A 16,715-nucleotide genomic window follows, 5' to 3' on the forward strand; every position below is an offset into this window, starting at 1 on the left:
CGCCCAAACTAAGCTTAGTATCTAACAATGCGCCAAAGAGTCAAGCCCGGCAATCTGTCCGGATAGCGAGTTCATTGCGGAGGTGTTTGATGCCAGACCGTCTTCAACCGACTCAGCTGCAAACGCTGTCCCCACAGGAGAAACTGGCCCAGGCCAAGGAAAATGCCCGGGACATGACGCAGGGACGCCAGCCTGGCGCGGCACCGACGAGGGTCAGGGCCTCCAGCCCCGGTCCCGCCCTCAGACCGCCGGGGGTGGGCGCGCCGGGACCGGGCATGATCACACCGCCCCCCGTCCAACACGCGCCGGTGGCGCCGGTACAGCAAGCTCCTGTTAGCCTGAAGCAATCCTTTGGCACGGCGGCCCAGCTATCGCCGCCAAAGCAGGCCCAGGGGCAGTCGAAAGCGCAGGCACAGGCACATACCGCCTCACCACGCCAGGCCTTCGCCCAGGCTGCCGCGCCGGATTCGCCACGCAAGGCGGCATTTGCACGAGCGGCTGCACAAGGCCAGAGCCGTGCACAGCAGGGCCATGTACAGGGTAGAAGTCGTGGCGGCCGGGCCCAGACCTGACGCTGCCTACCCTTGCAGGCAGCACGCATGCGCCCCCTGGCTTGTCGTTCGTTCGCCAAAGACCTTGTCTGGCCGGCCCCGCGCCAGGCGCGGAAGCATCCAGGATCGCGCGAAAAGAAAGGCCCCGGGCGTTCGCCCTGAACGCCACCGGGCGCCGCAGACCGTGTCGCCGACATCCTTTTTCTGAAGGAGATTGTCATGTCCGAGCATGAAGAAGTGTCAGCGTCGGAAATCCCGGATATCGATGCGGAACTGCAGATCAATGGCGCCCAGCGCTCGCCCTGCGTCCTGCTGCTCGATACCTCGACGTCGATGAAGAATTTTGGACGGATCGATTCGCTCAATGCGGCCCTGAAGCAGTTCGAACAGAAGATCAAGACCGACGAAACAATCAGCCAGCAGGTACTTCTGAACGTCATCTCGTTCGGCGGAAAGGTCTGTGCAGGCGATGACTGGGTGTCCGCCGCGTCGTTCAAGGCGCCGGTGCTGGAAGCGGACGGCATGACCCCGATGGGCGAGGCGATGACGGTGGCGCTGGCCGCGGTCGAGGACATCCGCGGCAAGCTGCGCGCGGAAGGCATTCCCTACACCAAGCCCTGGATCTTCCTGGTCTCCGATGGCGCGCCCAACGACCAGGGCTGGCAGCAGGCCGCCGCCGAGTCGCGCGCCCAGGCCGAGGCGCGCAAGGTGGTGGTCTGGCCGATCGCTGTCCCACCGGAAGCCGATGCGGCCGCGCTGCAGTTGTTCGCCGCGCGCAATATGAACGTCTATGCGATCGATGAGTCGGACTTCCACGAATTCTTCAGCTGGCTGTTCACCAGCCTGGGCGCGGTGTCACGCAGCCGCTCGGGCGCAGGCGACCTGCAGCTGCGCGCGCCTGGCCCGGTCGTGTCGGTGCCACTCTGAGCCGCATCATGGCGGCATACGCCTATGTGGGCCAGCACGCAGCCTCCTTCGACGCTGGGCATTGGCGTTCGCTGGCGGTGTCGGTCACCGGGCCGTATCACCAGCGCCATGACCTGTCCTGCGAGGATGCGGCCGGCGCGGCCACCGATGGCCGCTGGCTGGTGGCCATGGTCTGCGATGGCGCGGGCAGCGCGCAGGAAGCCCGACGCGGCGCGGAACTCGTGGCGCAGCGCGTGCCGGCCGGCCTGCTGCAAGCCGCAGTGGAGAGCAAGGGCAGGCGGATCCGGACCCTGGTCAGGCAGCAGCTCGACGCCGCGCGCCGCGAGCTGTCCCATACGGCCGAGGCCGCCGAATTGCCGATCTCGGCCTTTGCGACGACCGTGGTGGGCCTGGTTGCCAGGGGATCCCATGCCGTCCTGTTCCAGATTGGCGACGGCGCTGCCGTCGCCTTTGCGGACAGCGGTACGCCCTGCGCCGTCCTGGCAGCCGCGGAGCAAGAATACGCGAATGAAACCTACTTCCTCACCGACCACAGCTGGAATGACTCCCTGCGCTTCATGGCGGTGCGCACGCTGCGTGCCTGCCTGCTGATGTCCGATGGGGTGACGCCGTTCGCGCTCGAGAGTGGCGGCATCAAGCGCAGCTTCGTCGATCCGGTGCTGGCCTGTCTCGACCGGCATCCGGCCGGGCCGGCCGGAGAGGCCCTCAAAAGACTCCTGAGCAGCGAGCAAGCCGGGCGCCAGGTGGGCGACGACAAGACCCTGCTCTGGGCCAGCCTGGCGGCGGGACATGATGATTCGCCGCCATGAACCCTCTGGTCGCACTGGATGCCCATGGACGGAACACCCGGACTGTGCGCGCGGGCAAGGAACTCAAGCGGGGAGGCGAGGGTACCATCCATGCCGATGCCGACCGCGATGACTATGTCCTCAAGCTGTTCGCCGAACCGACTCCCGAGCGGCAGCGCAAGGTGCGTGCCATGCTGCGCAATCCCCCACGGTGCCAGGTGCAGCGCCAGCCGGACGGCGAGATCATTCAGATCGCCTGGCCCCAGGAAGCGCTGAGCGACGGGCGCGGGGCCATCCTCGGCTTTTCCATGCGTCGCGTGGACATGGCGCGGACCGTGCCGCTGAACGCCTGGTATAACAGCAAATCGCGCGAACGCCACCTCCTGAGCAACGACGACCGCATGCGCATCTACCTCGCGCGCAACCTGGCGGCCGTGATGGAGCACGTGCACGAGGCCGGCCACTCGGTGATCGACCTGAAGCCGGAAAATGTCCTGTCCTACCGCGACGGGGGCTTTGTCTGCCTGCTCGATTGCGATGGCTTCGCCGTCCGCCATGGCGAAGAATATTACCCGGCGCTGGTGGCAACCAGTGAGTACACGGCGCCCGAACTGCTCGCAGCCCAGGTCGCGCCCAGCCAGTACGACCAGTCGCAGGACTTGTTCGCGCTGGCCCTCCTCGTCTTCAACCTGCTGGACAACGGGCGCGGGCCGGCCGGCAACGGGCCCGGGGTGCCGGAATCGCTGACCGAGCGCTTCGCGCAAAGCCTGTTCTACCTGGATCCTTCGCTGAACCTGGCTGCGCCCGAGCGCAGCCATCACCGCTTCTTTCCCGACAAAACGCTCGACATGTTCCGGTGCGCCTTTTGCAAGGGTCAGGTGCGTCCCAGCGCGGCGATGTGGCGGCAGCACCTGGAAGCCGTGATCGGCGCGCTGGTGCCGTGCCCCAACAATGGCGAGCACTGGCACTACGGCAAAGGTTGCCCATGGTGTGCAGCGCCAATCCAGCGCCCAGCGCCGAAGCCGCTACAGCTCCCAGCGCCGAAGCCGGTACAGCTCCCCACCCCTCCGACGCCGACTCCGACTCCGCCTCCGCCCCCGCCTCACCCGCCGTGGCCCGTGCCGCGCTGGCTGGTCATGATCCTGGTCGCGGTGGGAACGATCGTGGGGACGCGGCTGTTCATCGCCGGCTGGTCGGGCCCGGCGTCCGGCACCGACGATCCTGGCAAGGCGGGCGGCGCGGCGTTGGCGGCCCCAGCGCGCACAGCCACCACGGACAGTGCAAGCGTGCAGCCGCCGCCCCCACGGGAGCCAGCTCCGCCCGCGCCGCTTCAGCCGCTCCCGCAGCCACCTGCCGTGCCGACCGAGGCCATGTATCAACAGGTTGCCGCCGCGCTATTCGCCTCGAAGAATGCGCACTGGGAGGGGATCGACGCACCGCTTGCGCGGCTGGCGCGCATGGAAGGGCTGCCCGATGGTGATCGGCAACTGGCGCGCGGCGCCAACGAGCAAGGGCTGAGGCTCTACCGTGAGGGCAATTACGCAGCCGCCGTCAACGCGCTGCTGCAAGGGGTGGCGGCCGCCCCCGCCGATGTCGAGACGAGGCACAACCTGGCGCGCGCGCAAATCCAGGCAGGCATGGCCAGACAAGCGCTCGACAACGCGGTGCTGACGATCGCCGCCGTACCGCGTGAGCCCATTGCCTGGGTCACACTGGCGCATGTGCGGGCGCGCCAGGGAGAAGCGGCGGACGCGCGCGCCGCGATGCGCACCGCCCTGTACCTGTCGCCTCAGCGCATGTCGCTGGCCCTGCAGCTGGAGCGCTTCTTGTATAACCAGCCGGAAGACGGCTTCCGCGACATCGTCATGCAGGTCCTGGAGGATGCGGCGAACATCCCCGCGCAGGGAGCCCCGGTGGCGCCGCCGGCGGCCCCGGTGCCCTTGGCCGACAAGCCCGACAGCCAGCCGTGTGCGGCGCTGCTTGAGCAGGGAACGCGCGCCCTGGCTGACAACAACTACGACGGCGCGATGGACATCGCCCGTGGCGAAGCTGCGCGCGCCTACGGCTGCGGGGGGCTGGAAGACCTGTACCACGCGGCGCGCCAGGCCAAGGACCGTGCGCGGCAGTCAGTCGTGATCCAGTAAACGATCAGGAGGATTGTGATGAAACCCTTGCGCGTGCTGTTGCTTGCTTGTCTTGCGGTCGCCTTGCACGGCTGCGAATCGATGCCGCTCGATGGCTTGCTGGGACCGCCCATTGCTGCGCGGCCAGTCGCGGGCCCGGCACCGGCCTGCAATCCCGCCGCGCTTGGCATGAGCGCCGCCGCGCTGTGCGGCGCGACGGCGCCGGGCGGCCGGCGGGGCCGTGACAGCGCCGCCTGCGCGGCTGCGGTAGCCAGTGCCTGCCAGCTCGCGAACAGCTACCAGTCGCAGCAGCTGCGCAGCGCCCGGCAGACCGAGGCCGAGTACCGCAGCCGCAACCGGGAACTTCCTGCGCGCGCGACGGTGCTCTCCTACCGGTCGTCGCTGTCGCCGTCGGGCACGTTGCGCCGCGGGCAGGCAGTTACCGTGACCTCAACCATCCTGGCCATCCCCGGACGTTACGATCGCGGCATCCTGATCGAAGAGGAGGTGGGCCTGGTCGACGCCAGGGGTGAGCGCTGGGGTACGCCAGTGAAGAAAGTGGCCAACACGGAGGGGCAGGCCGGCGAGTTCCGCACCGTCTTCACGATTCCGATCCTGGAGGGCTTCGCCCGTGGGACCTATTACGTGCGGCGCACCCTGTACGTCAACGGCGCCGCGGTAAAAAGCGATACGTCGGGGACGCGCTTCGAGGTAGCCTGGCAGCTGGCAGTGCCCCAGGTCTGGCACACTGCTTAGTTAAAGCAGGAGCAAGCAATACTGATTGCGTTTTGATCTGTGTCAAAGATTTTAATGATCTTGGAGAACAGACTGGCGCTAGTTCCCGTATTGTCGCCCTGGGCCGCAATGGCGGGGCCAACGCATCCTTCGCCCCTCGAGGCCAGCATGTACAAGCGCATCCTGCTTCCGACCGATGGATCGGAGGCCACCCGCCGAGCCGTCGCGTACGGCATCGGCTTTGCCCGCGCCATTGGGGCCGGGGTGGTCGCCATGACCGTCAGCGCGCCCGTGCGCCTGGTCGCCGCCGACGGCGAGATGCCCATCGGGACCGCGGACCAGTACGCGGCCGCATGCCGCAGGGCCGCGCAGCGCCTGCTCGACGAGGTTCGGGCGCAGGCGCAGGCCGCCGGCCTTGACTGCAGCGCCGTGCAGATCGTGTCCGACGACGTGCACGAGGCGATCCTGCGCGCCGCGCGCGAACACGGGTGCGACTTGATCTTGATGGCCTCGCACGGCAGGCGCGGCTTCAAGGCGCTAATGCCCGGCAGCGTAACCCAGAAGGTGCTGGTCCACAGCACGATCCCGGTGCTGGTATATCGCTAACGCAACACTAGAAAGGAGATGTCCATGTACAGCCGCATCCTGGTCCCGACCGACGGTTCGCCCCTGGCCGAGGCCGCCGCCGATGCTGCCATCGAGCTGGCGCGGGCCGGCGCCGGCACCATCGTCGCGCTAGCCGTCGCCGTGCCAGAACCCGCGTTCCAGTCACTGGAAGGGGCGGTCGCCTACGATCCGGGGCTGCAGGTCGAGGTCCTGCTGGCACGTGCGCGCCAGGATGCGGCGGCGGTCGGCGCCCGCGCGCGCGAGGCCGGCATCGCGTGCACCGAACTGGCTTGCAATGCGCTCGACGCCGCCGAGACCATCGCCGATACCGCCCGCGAGCAGGGCTGCGACCTGATCGTCATGGGTTCGCACGGACGGCGCGGCTTGAGCCGCCTGCTGGCCGGCAGCGTCACCCAGGCCGTGCTGGCCTGCGCACCGGTACCGGTCATGGTGCTGCGTCCGCCCGCTGGCGGCACCCGGGCGGCGGCCTAGTCGGCGTCCGGCTGCAGGTCGGGCCGCGCCCTGGCGAAGGCGTCCAGGGCCTCGCAGCGGATGCCGATGTTGGCGATGGTCGGGAAGGCCGACAGGTCGCAGTCGAAGCGGCGCGCGTTGTACAGCTGCGGTACCAGGCAGCAGTCGGCCATGGTCGGCTGGTCGCCGTGGCAGAACAGGCCGGTGTCCGGGCTGGACTCCAGCTGGCGCTCCAGTGCCGCCAGGCCCAGGCCCACCCAGTGCCGGTACCAGGCGTTCTTCTGCTGGTCCGACACGCCCAGTTCCGCGCTCAGGTATTTCAGCACGCGCAGGTTGTTGATCGGGTGGATGTCGCAGGCGATCGCCTGGGACAGCGCGCGCACCCGGGCGCGGCCGGCCGGGTCGGGCGGCAGCAGGGCTTGGCCGGGCCGGGTCTCGTCGAGGTACTCGATGATCGCCAGCGACTGGGTCAGCACCACGCCGTCGTCCTCCAGCACCGGCAGCAGGTGCTGGGGATTCAGGGCGTCGAAGGCGGGCGCGAACTGCCCGCCGCCGTTCTTCGACAGGTGCACGTAGGATTCCTCGGCGGCCAGTCCCTTCAGGTTCAGGGCGATGCGCACCCGGTAGGAGGCCGAGCTGCGGTAGTAGGTATGCAGCTTCATGCCTCACACCACCTTCACGCTGATCGGGCTCAGGCCGGCCACGCTGCCCACCATGGTCTGGCCGGGGAGCACCGCGCCCACGCCTTCCGGCGTGCCGGTCATGATCAGGTCGCCCGGACGCAGTTCGAACAGGGTCGAGAGCTGGGCGATGGTCTCGTTCACGTTCCAGATCAGTTTCGACAGGTCGCTGCTCTGCACGGTCTTGCCGTCCACCGTGAGGGCGATCGCGCCGGCGGCCAGCTCGCCGCTGTCGGCCAGCGGCGTGATCGGTCCGATCGGCGCCGAATAGTCGAAGGCCTTGCCGATCTCCCAGGGGCGGCCCTGTTCGCGCATGCGCATCTGCAGGTCGCGCCGGGTCATGTCCAGGCCGACGGCGTAGCCGAAGATGTGGCTGGCCGCGTCTTGCACGGCGATGTCGCGCCCCCCCTTGCCGATCGCGACCACCAGCTCGATCTCGTAGTGGTAGTTCTCGGTGCGCGGCGGGTAGGGAATGGCGGCGTCCACGCCGGCGGCCACCGGGACCACCGATTCGGCATCGTTCGGCTTGCAGAAGAAGAAGGGCGGTTCGCGGTCCGGGTCGAAGCCCATCTCGCGGGCATGCGCGGCGTAGTTGCGGCCGACGCAGTAGATGCGGCGTACCGGGAAGGCGGCCGCGTTGCCGTTGACGGGCAGGCCGACGATGGCCTGGGCGGGGAAGAGGAAGAGGTCGCTCATGATGGGTTCTCGGATGGTTCCAGGTTCGGTTATTCGGGCAGGAATTCTTCGCGCAGCTGGCCCAGGGCCTGCAGCACGGGGCGGTCGGAAAAGCTGAACAGCACCACGTCCTCGTCGGCCTCCAGGGCCAGCGTGGCCCAGGACGGCACCACGAAGGTGTCGCGCGCGGCGAAGTCGAAACGCTGGCCGCCGATGACGGCGCGGCCGCTGCCCTCGACCACGCTGTACACGGTGCCGTCGGTGCTGCGGTGCGGCAGGCCGCGAAAGCGCGCCGGCAGCAGCTGCATGCAGGCGCCGATGGTCGGCATCGGGGCGCCGCCGGTCAGCGGGTTCACGTAGCGCAGCTTGACGCCCAGCCAGGCGTCGATCTCCTGCTGGCGGCGCAGGGTTTCCAGGGCTTCGCGCGAGCGCTCGTACGGATAGTTGAAGATCGGCGAGCTGCTGCCGCCGTGCACGTGGCGCACCGGCACCATGTTGTGGCCGTAGGCCGCCAGGCTGCGTCCTTCCGGACGGGCGATCGGCTGGCTGGCGCTGTCGCCGTTCTCGGCGAAGCCGCTGTTGAAGAAGCGGACCATCGGGATGTCGAGGCCATCGAGCCAGATCACGGGCTCGCTGACGCCGTCGATGCCGGGGTTGCCGTGGTCGTGCCAGGTCCAGGCCGGGGTCAGGATGAAGTCGCCCGGGTGCATCATGGTGCGTTCGCCGTCGACCGCCGTGTAGGCGCCCTTGCCCTCGACGATGAAGCGCAGCGCCGACTGGGTGTGGCGGTGCGAGGGCGCGACCTCGCCCGGCAGGATCAGCTGCAGGCCGGCGTACAGCGAGCGCGTGATCGCGGCGCTGCCGGGCAGGGCCGGGTTCTCCAGCACCAGCACGCGGCGCACGGCTTCCTCGGCGGTGATCACCTCGCCCGAACGCTTCAGGTGCGGGACGATGTCCTGGTAGCGCCACAGCGCCGCTGCATAGTCGGGCGCCGGCTGGCGCGGCACCAGGGTGTGCAGCGATTCCCACAGCGGGCTCAGGTTGTGGGCACGCATGTCCTGGTACAGCGCGCGGCGCGCTTCCTGGACCGCGTGCCGGGGCGGTTCGTTCTTCATGTTGGCGTCTCCTCGTATCGTCAATGTGCCAGGCAGTTGTCGGCATGCCAGTCGTACAGCCAGGCGAGGGCTTCGTAGAAGCCGCTGGCGTCGCGGCCCTTCCACAGGTCGTTGCGCACCAGGCGCTCGACGCCGGCGGCGTGGTACAGGCGGCCCATCTCGCGCACCGACAGCACCACGCGGGCGCTGCGGGTGATGCGCGAGCGCTGGTAGAGGGCGAACGCGGCCGCCATGTCGTCCTTGCAGTGCTTGATGGCGGCGCCGAGCGTGACCGCGTCTTCCAGCGCCATGCAGGCGCCCTGCGCCAGGTACTGCATCATCGGGTGGGCGGCGTCGCCCAGCAGGGTGATGCGCCCGCGGGTCCAGTTGTCGACCGGCTCGCGGTCGGCCGTGCTCCAGCGCCGCCAGCTCTGCGGCAGGTGCAGCAGCTTGCGCGGCAGTTCGGCGATGCCGGTGAAGTAGGACAGCACCTCTTCCTTGCTGCCATCGCTCACGCCCCAGGTTTCCGGTTCGCGGCTGTGGAAGGTCACCACCAGGTTGTACAGGTCGCCGCCGCGCAGCGGGTAGTGCACCAGGTGGCAGTTCGGGCCGGCCCACACGACCGGCGCGTTCATGCGCAGTTCCTCGGGCATGTCGGCCACCGGTACCACGGCGCGGTAGACCACATGGCCGGAAACGCGCACGCCGTCGCCCACCACCGCCTCGCGCGCCACCGACTTCACGCCGTCGCAGCCGATCAGGTAGCCGGCCTGGAAGCGGCGGCCGTCGGCGGCGCGCACCGTCACGCCGGCGTCGTCCTGCTCGATGCGCTCGATGCGGCAGGAGGTGACCAGCTCGATGTTCGGAATGCCGCGCACCTGCTCGAGGATGGCGGTGTGGATGTCGGCGCGGTGGATCACGGCGTACGGGTTGCCGAAGCGCTGGCGGAAGGCCGGGCCGACGTCGAAACTGGCGACGGTGGCGCAGTCGACCGCGTCCATCATCACCAGGCGCTCGGTGAACACGGCCATCTCGCGCACGCGCCGGCCGGCGCCCAGGGCGTCGAGGGCGGCGAAGGCGTTCGGTCCGAGCTGCAGGCCGGCGCCGATCTCGCCCAGTTCGGCGGCCTGCTCGAGCACCGTCACCTGCAGGCCGAGCTGGGACAGCGCCAGCGCGGCGGCGATGCCGCCGATGCCTGCGCCGGCGACGATCACGGAGGGTGGGGAAGCGGGTAGGGTCATGGCGGTCTCCTGGTCTTGTTGATTGGTGCCAGTGTGCCTGCCGATCTTTATTTGGAAAACTGATTGAGCTTGATTATGATGATCGACAATCCCAATAAAGGAAGAAGCATGGCCTTCGATCTGGAACTGCTCGCGATCTTCGACGAGATCTACAAGACCGGCAACGTGACCCGCGCGGCGGCCAACCTGGGCCTGCCGCAATCGACCGTGAGCGTCGGGCTCGGACGCCTGCGCGAGCATTTCAACGACCGCCTGTTCAGCCGCACGGCCAAGGGCATGCTGCCCACGCCGCGCGCGCAGAACGCGATCGCCGACGTGCGCGCGGCCCTGCAGGCGCTGCAGCATGCGCTGGCCGACCAGCCGGCCTTCGATCCGGCCGCCAGCGAGCGCGAGTTCCGCATCTGCATGACCGATATCAGCGAAGTGGTGCTGCTGCCGCGCCTGTTGAACCATGTGCGCGAGGTGGGGCCCGGGATCCGGGTGGCGATCTCGAAGATCTCGCCGGACAGCCCGCTGGAGCTGGCCGACGGCAGCGTCGACCTGGCGGTGGGCTTCATGCCGCACCTGGAGGCGGGCTTCTACCAGCAGGTGCTGTTCGACCAGCATTTCGTGTGCCTGGCCGCCGCGAACCACCCGCGCGTGGGCGCGGAGCTGGGCTGCGAAGACCTGCGGCGCGAGGCGCACATCCGCGTGCTCACCTCGGGCACCGGCCATGCGATCGTCGACAAGGTACTGGCGGCCGAGGGCATCGAACGCAGGTTCGCGCTCAAGCTGCCCAGCTTCCTGGGCGTGGCGCGCATCGTGGCCCAGACCGAGCTGCTAGCCATCGTGCCCTTCCGCTATGCGGCCGAGGTGGCGGCCAGCGAGGCGGTGCGCGCGCTGCCGGTGCCGGTCGAGCTGCCGCCCTTCCAGGTCAAGCAGCACTGGCACGAGCGCTACCACGCGGACGTGTCGAACCGCTGGCTGCGCCAGACGGTGGCCAGCCTGTTCCTGTCCTAGGCCGGCACCCGCGCCTGCGGTGACAACAGGTCGCTGAGACTGGTCCGCACTTCTTCCGCCGCCGCCACCACCAGCGGATTGCTGGGCTGCTGCCCCGGCATCACCATGCACAGCGTGGTTTCCAGCCCCGGGCGCTCGATGCGCTGCCAGGACAGGGCCGGGAGGGTGGCGTCGCGCCCCACCAGGCGCGGCATGATCGAGTAGCCCATGCCCTGGGCCACCAGCTCCATGGTCGAATAGGTCGAATCGACCTGCAGCCGCAGGTTCACGCCCAGGCCCAGGCGCGCCGCCGCCGATTCGATGGCGACCCGGATCGAGTGGTTCCCGTGCGGCAGGATCAGCGGCAGCGCCGCCACCTCCGCCAGGCCGACCTGCTGCGCATCCTCGCCCACCGGCGCCGCGCCGATCAGGTACAAGGGCTCGGAGACGATCGGCGTGATGCGGATGTTGGGCGAGGCCGCCGGGTTGTACAGCAAGGCGAAATCCAGCTGGCCCAGCAGGACCGCGTCGTACAGCGCCCCCGACAGGCCCTCGACCACGCTGATCGAGGCGCGCGGATACAGCTCCACCAGCCGCGGCAGCAGGGTGGCGATGCAGGCGCGCCCAATGCTCGGGGTCATGCCGATCGCCAGCTGGCCGGAAAAGGCCGACTCCGAATCGCGCACGGCGATCGCGGCCGCATCCATCAGGTGCAGCACGCCGCGCGCGTACTCGAGGAACTTCTTGCCGGCCTCGGTGAGCAGCACCCCGCGGCCGTGGCGGTAGAACAGGCTGGCGCGCAGTTCCACTTCGAGCGCGCGCACCTGGCGGCTCAGGGTGGACTGGCCGATGTCGAGCAGGTCGGCGGCCTTGATGTAGCTGCCGGTTTCGGCGATGCGCACGAAGTGGCGGATCTGGGTGATTTCCATGCTGCCTCGCGTAACAGGGAGAGTTGCGAATGGATGAGTGTAACGCGCGGCGCACGTGCTGTCAGGCTTGCGCCCAGGCTCCGCTGAGGCTCCGCTCAGGCCCGCAGACGCTGCGGCTCGGCGCCGCGCCTTGCAGCGATCGCCGCTTCCAGCCGCGCCGCCGAGGCCTGCAGGCGCGCCAGCCACCCGCGCACCTGGCCCAGGCTGGCGCCGGGCGGCAGGGCGCTCAGGCGCAGCACCAGCACGACCTGTCCATGGGCGTCGCGCACCGGCACCGACAGGTGGCGCAGGTCGTAGCGGCCGTCTTCCGGCAGCGCGTCCGGCTCGTGCAGGCCGGCGCGCGCCTTGGCCGCGTCCAGCAGGCGCCGTTCCTGGCCCGGGGTACGGTGGGGCATCGAGTACAGGGCGACCAGCTCTTCCAGCTGGCCGCCGTCCCCATCCTCCCCATGCAGGGCGATCGACCAGCCGCGCGTGCGCACCCGTTCCAGCTGGGCGCGCGCCGCGTCCACCGTCTCCTGGCCGGCCCGGCCCAGGCGCTTGAGCCATTCGGCCTCGCCCGGCGCGCCGGCGCTGCCCACGAACAGCGGGCCGAGCGGCGGCGCGCAGGGCACCCGCAGGCCGAGGCGGCTGTGCAGGCGGAAGTGTGGCGAGCGGTTCTCGGTGGCGACGTACACCACGTCGCCACCGACGGCCGCCACCAGGCTGCATTCCGCCTCCAGCTCCACCGCCACCGCTTCCATCTCGTCGCGCCCGGTCTCGGCCAGCTGCACCGCCTCGATGGTTTCGCGGTCGGCCTGGGCCACCAGCGGCCCAGGCGTGAAGCGCCCGTAGCCGCGCTGGAAGAACAGCAGCGGCGCCGTGTCGCGCTCGAGCGCCATGTCGCGCACGCCGCCCAGCACGATGTAATGGTCGCCGACTTCGGTCACGCTGGCGTAGTCGCAGTCGATCCAGGCCACCACGCCGTCCAGCACCGGGTTGCCGGCCGGGCTGCGGTGCCAGGCCAGGCCAGCGAACTTGTCCTCGGCGGGCGAGGCGAAGTGCTGGCACACGGCTTCCTGGTCGGCGGCCAGGATGTTGACGCAGAAGCGCTTGCCGGGCGCTTCGCGCATCCGCGCGAAGGTGCGCGAGGTCTTCATCGGCAGGTAGCCGATCAGGGGGGGATCGAGCGAGACCGAGGTGAAGGTGCCGATCACCATGCCGGTCGCGGCGCCGTGTTCGTCGATGCAGGTGACGATGGCGACGCCGGTCGGATAGCTGCCGAGCACCTCGCGGAAGCGGGCGCCGTCGATGGGCTGGGCGGGAAGGGTGGTGTGCATGGAGGTCTCGCTGTCTCGTTGGAATGGGCCGGGTGCGTTTGATTATATCGTTCTAGAACGGTAATTCAAGAACTTTCGACGTCGCGAGTCATGCAGTTTACGCATAGTAGCCTTGAAGGTATTCGACTTGTATCGGTTCGGCCCAGTGCTGACAATGCTCCTCATTGCCCGTCCGGGCCGGCTCCACCGGCGCCGGCAGGGACCCAGGAGACAAGGTAGAACATGGACAGATTGAACAACAAGGTCGCCATCGTGTTTGGCGCGGGACCGAACATCGGCGGCACCATCGCCCACTTCCTGGCGCGCGAAGGCGCCAGCGTGTGCGTCACCGACATCAGGGAAGAAGCGGCCGTGGCCGCGGCCGACTTCATCCGCGAACGCGGCTGGGAAGCCACGGGCCTGGCCTGCAACGCCCGCAGCGACGAGGATGTGCAGCGCGCCGTCGCCGCCACCGTCGCACGATACGGCCGCCTCGACATCGTGGTCAACATGGCCGGCCGCGTGCACTGGGACGACGTCCTGAACATGAAGCTGGACGACTGGCACGACTCGGTCGGCAGTTTCGCCACCGCCGGCCTGCTGGCCACCCAGCACGGGGCGCGCGCCATGCTGGCCTGCGCGGCGCAGGGCAGCATCATCCACATCATGTCCACCGCCGCCCACTTCGGCGAAGCCGACGGCGCCGCCTACTGCGCGGCCAAGGCGGCGCTGCTCAACTTCGCCCGCTCGGCGGCGCTCGACCTGGCCCACCACGGCATCCGCGTCAATACCGTCACGCCCTGCTCGATGGAGCACCAGCTGTGGTCGACCATGCGCGACGAGATGTTCGACCCCGGCTGGGAGCAGCCGCAGCGGCGCGGCTTCTACTCGCGCCAGGAATACCTGGACCAGATGCCACTGCGCCGCTTCCCGCGCGCCGCCGACCTGGCCTGGGCCACGGTGTTCCTGGCCTCGGACGAATCGGCCTGCATGACCGGGGCCGACCTGGCGGTGGACGGTGGCCTGCGCCACAAGTACCCGACCTGGACCCCGGGCAGGCACGACCCGCTCGACATCAAGGACTATGCGCGCGCCACCCGCGTCACCCGCTACGGCGAGGAGCAGGAGCTCCTCACCGAACTGCACGGACAACCGATCGACCGTTCCTGACCAATCACGGAGACACCATATGGAAACCATCCAGGACCAGCGCCGCGAAGAACGCGCCCAGCAATTCCGCAAACTCACCGAGACCAGCCGCTGCAAGCCGATGGGGCGCCTGCTGCGCCAGTTCTGGCAGCCGGTCGCGCTGTCCGAGGACGTCGCCGCCGGCGCCGCCATCCCGCTCCTGATCATGGGCGAGGAACTGACCCTGTACCGCGGCGAGAGCGGCCAGCTGCACCTGGTGGGCGGACGCTGCGCGCACCGCCGCACCCTGCTGCACACCGGCTGGGTGGTGGGCGAAGAGATCCGCTGCATCTACCATGGCTGGCAGTTCGACGGCAGCGGCGGCTGCACCAGGCGTCCGGCCGAAGCGAACAACGGCATGCCACGCACGAAGATTCCCGGCTACCCGGTGCGTGAGTACATGGGCCTGGTGTTCGCCTACATGGGCGAGGGCGCGGCCCCCGAATTCGACCTGCCGCGCAAGCTGCGCCTGGAGCGCGAAGGCACCTTGGTGGCCAACGGCCGCGAACGCTGGGACAACAACTGGTTCCAGCAGGTCGAGAACTCGCTGGATGCGGTGCACGTGAGCTTCGTGCACATGGCACTCACTGTGGGCCCGTTCGGCAAGGCCGTCACCGGCGCGATTCCGGAGCTGTCGTATGAAGAGACATCGGCCGGCATCCGCCAGACCGCCAGGCGCTCGGAAAACAACGTGCGTGTCAGCGACTGGACCTTCCCGAACAACAACCACGTCACCGTGCCCGGCCTGACCCCGGACGACCCCTGGATCGACGTGTTCGTGTGGATGACCCCGAACGACGACCTGAACACCACCCGTTTCATGATCTACGGCCAGGCCCCCGGCGCCAGCGAGGAAGCGCGGCAGCGCTTCAGCGACTATTTCGCCAGGTACGGCAAGTACGATCCGGCCGAGCACCACGACGAGCTGTTCGCCTCGCGCGAGTGGAACAACCCGGACGACATCTTCGTGGGCCTGACCGCCGCCCAGGACTACCTGTCGATCCGCGGCCAGGCGCGCGTCACGGCGCGCGAGGACGAGATCCTGGGCCGTTCCGACCTCGGCATCGTCACCCTGCGCAAGCTGTTCTTCCGCGAGCTGGAGCTGATCGAGGCCGGCCAGCCGACCAAGGCGTGGCACGCGCTGCACGACGCCGACGCGCTGCCGGTGCAGCCCGGCCAGGAAGCCGCCTGAATTACCCTCGCACCGGCGCCGCCACCTGGCCGCGCCGGTGCTCCCACCACGAATGCGCCTCCACCATGCTTGACTTGACTCCCCATGATTCGCTCCCCGAGGAGCTGCTGCAGTTCCGCGACTCGATCCGCCGCTTCGTCGACCGTGAGCTGATCCCCCTCGAACACGCCGTCGGCGCCAATGGCATGCTGCCGCCGGAACAGGCCGAGGCCCTGCGCCAGCGCGCACGGCAGGCCGGCTTCTGGCTGATGGACATCCCCGAGGAATTCGGCGGCCAGGGCTTGCCGCTGCTGGCCCTGGCCGTGTTCTGGGAAGAGGTCGGCCGCAGCACGGTCGCCTCCTGGGTGCGCGACCACGGCATCTTCGGCCCGATGGTCGGCCCGATCCTGCTCGGCCTGAACCCGGAGCAGCGCGCCCGCTACCTCGACCCCGTGCTGGAAGGGACCAAGCGTTCCTGCTTCGCCCAGACCGAGCCGGACGCCGGTTCCGACCCGTCGATGATGCGCACCCGCGCCGTGCGTAGCGAGCAAGGCTGGTGCCTGAACGGCGTCAAGCGCTACATCACCCGCGCCGCGGCCGCCGATTTCGCCATCGTGATGGCGGTGACCGATCCGGACAAGGGCGCGCGCGGCGGCATTTCCTGTTTCCTGGTCGACCTGGACGCGCCCGGCGTGACGCTGGCTGGCTCCGAGAAGACCCTGATGGGCGACGCACCCAGCGAACTGAGTTTCGAGGATGTGCTGGTGCCCTTCGGGAACCTGGTGGGCGAGGAGGGCCGCGGCTTCGCCCTGGCCCAGGGCTACATCAACTACGGGCGGGTGCGCCAGGGCGCGCATGCCTGCGGCGCCGCCGAGCGCTGCCTGGCCCTCACCGCCGAATACGCGCACCAGCGCAAGACCTTCGGCCAGACCCTGGCCGAGCGCCAGGGCGTGCAGTGGATGATCGCCGACGCCTTCACCGAGCTGTATTGCACCCGCCTGCTGGTGTACGACGCGGCCCGCAAGAACGATGCCGGGGTCGACGCGCGCATGGAGACCTTCATGATCAAGACCTTCGGCGTGGAAGCCGGCTGGCGCATCATCGACCAGTGCATGCAGCTGCACGGCGGCATGGGCCTGACCGAGGACACCCCGATCGAGCGCTTCTGGCGCGACCTGCGCAGCTACCGCATCACCGAAGGCCCGACCGAGGTGCTGCGCACCACGCTCGCGCGCCAGATCCTGAAACACTACGCCTGAAAGG

The 16,715-nt window shown here is 69.1% G+C and carries 16 protein-coding genes; 10 read left to right on the top strand and 6 right to left on the bottom strand.

Annotated elements, in window-relative coordinates:
- Positions 1–770: 770 nt before the first annotated feature.
- From LCI23_RS06010 to LCI23_RS06035, 6 genes are all read left to right on the top strand, one after another.
- Positions 771–1,478: a hypothetical protein gene (locus LCI23_RS06010; RefSeq protein ID WP_224945331.1), complete on the top strand. Its 708-nt coding sequence runs from the start codon at positions 771–773 to the stop codon at positions 1,476–1,478.
- A gap of 8 nt (positions 1,479–1,486) precedes the next feature.
- Complete coding sequence (locus LCI23_RS06015) at positions 1,487–2,287, top strand: PP2C family serine/threonine-protein phosphatase (RefSeq protein WP_224945333.1); 801 nt, start codon at positions 1,487–1,489, stop codon at positions 2,285–2,287.
- Positions 2,284–4,410, top strand: coding sequence for a hypothetical protein (locus tag LCI23_RS06020; RefSeq protein WP_224945336.1), 2,127 nt, complete (start codon positions 2,284–2,286; stop codon positions 4,408–4,410). The genes LCI23_RS06015 and LCI23_RS06020 overlap by 4 nt, the downstream gene beginning before the upstream one ends.
- 18 nt (positions 4,411–4,428) lie before the next feature.
- Entirely contained in the window at positions 4,429–5,145 is a 717-nt protein-coding gene (locus tag LCI23_RS06025; protein WP_224945338.1) for a hypothetical protein, read from the top strand.
- Between the two features lie 147 nt (positions 5,146–5,292).
- Positions 5,293–5,730, top strand: coding sequence for a universal stress protein (locus LCI23_RS06030; RefSeq protein WP_224945340.1), 438 nt, complete (start codon positions 5,293–5,295; stop codon positions 5,728–5,730).
- 24 nt (positions 5,731–5,754) lie between these two features.
- Positions 5,755–6,222, top strand: coding sequence for a universal stress protein (locus LCI23_RS06035; RefSeq protein WP_224945342.1), 468 nt, complete (start codon positions 5,755–5,757; stop codon positions 6,220–6,222).
- Here LCI23_RS06035 and maiA read toward each other — a convergent pair.
- Genes maiA through LCI23_RS06055 form a run of 4 tightly spaced genes read right to left on the bottom strand, consistent with a single transcriptional unit; the run spans position 6,219 to position 9,891 of the window.
- Positions 6,219–6,863, bottom strand: a complete 645-nt coding sequence (gene maiA / locus LCI23_RS06040) for a maleylacetoacetate isomerase (RefSeq protein ID WP_224945344.1) — start codon at positions 6,861–6,863, stop codon at positions 6,219–6,221. The two genes, LCI23_RS06035 and maiA, sit on opposite strands and share 4 nt — an antisense overlap.
- Positions 6,864–6,866: 3 nt before the next feature.
- The gene (locus LCI23_RS06045) at positions 6,867–7,577 is read right to left on the bottom strand and encodes a fumarylacetoacetate hydrolase family protein (protein WP_224945346.1); all 711 of its coding nucleotides are present in this window, start codon (positions 7,575–7,577) and stop codon (positions 6,867–6,869) included.
- Positions 7,578–7,606: 29 nt separating this feature from the next.
- Complete coding sequence (gtdA, locus tag LCI23_RS06050; RefSeq protein WP_224945348.1) at positions 7,607–8,671, bottom strand: gentisate 1,2-dioxygenase; 1,065 nt, start codon at positions 8,669–8,671, stop codon at positions 7,607–7,609.
- Between the two features lie 20 nt (positions 8,672–8,691).
- Positions 8,692–9,891 (bottom strand): 3-hydroxybenzoate 6-monooxygenase, encoded by a 1,200-nt coding sequence (locus LCI23_RS06055; RefSeq protein ID WP_224945350.1) that lies wholly within the window; start codon positions 9,889–9,891, stop codon positions 8,692–8,694.
- Positions 9,892–9,999: 108 nt separating this feature from the next.
- On the opposite strand from LCI23_RS06055, the gene LCI23_RS06060 reads away from it, so the two are divergent.
- Positions 10,000–10,890 (top strand): LysR family transcriptional regulator, encoded by an 891-nt coding sequence (locus tag LCI23_RS06060; RefSeq protein WP_224945352.1) that lies wholly within the window; start codon positions 10,000–10,002, stop codon positions 10,888–10,890.
- On the opposite strand, the gene LCI23_RS06065 is transcribed toward LCI23_RS06060, so the two are convergent.
- Both LCI23_RS06065 and LCI23_RS06070 read right to left on the bottom strand, forming a co-directional pair.
- Complete coding sequence (locus LCI23_RS06065) at positions 10,887–11,798, bottom strand: LysR family transcriptional regulator (protein ID WP_224945354.1); 912 nt, start codon at positions 11,796–11,798, stop codon at positions 10,887–10,889. The two genes, LCI23_RS06060 and LCI23_RS06065, sit on opposite strands and share 4 nt — an antisense overlap.
- 95 nt (positions 11,799–11,893) lie before the next feature.
- On the bottom strand, positions 11,894–13,114 hold the full coding sequence (locus LCI23_RS06070) for a flavin reductase (RefSeq protein WP_224945356.1): 1,221 nt from the start codon (positions 13,112–13,114) through the stop codon (positions 11,894–11,896).
- Between the two features lie 222 nt (positions 13,115–13,336).
- Here LCI23_RS06070 and LCI23_RS06075 point away from each other — a divergent pair, with 222 nt between their 5' ends.
- The 3 genes from LCI23_RS06075 (at position 13,337) to LCI23_RS06085 (ending at position 16,711) form a co-directional block, all read left to right on the top strand.
- Positions 13,337–14,263, top strand: coding sequence for an SDR family NAD(P)-dependent oxidoreductase (locus LCI23_RS06075; RefSeq protein WP_224945358.1), 927 nt, complete (start codon positions 13,337–13,339; stop codon positions 14,261–14,263).
- Positions 14,264–14,282: 19 nt separating this feature from the next.
- Entirely contained in the window at positions 14,283–15,473 is a 1,191-nt protein-coding gene (locus LCI23_RS06080; protein WP_224945360.1) for a Rieske 2Fe-2S domain-containing protein, read from the top strand.
- Positions 15,474–15,538: 65 nt separating this feature from the next.
- Positions 15,539–16,711: an acyl-CoA dehydrogenase family protein gene (locus tag LCI23_RS06085; RefSeq protein WP_224945363.1), complete on the top strand. Its 1,173-nt coding sequence runs from the start codon at positions 15,539–15,541 to the stop codon at positions 16,709–16,711.
- Positions 16,712–16,715: the final 4 nt, after the last annotated feature.

The sequence above is a fragment of the Massilia sp. MS-15 genome (assembly GCF_020176695.1).
Lineage (GTDB): Bacteria > Pseudomonadota > Gammaproteobacteria > Burkholderiales > Burkholderiaceae_D > Telluria > Telluria hydrophila.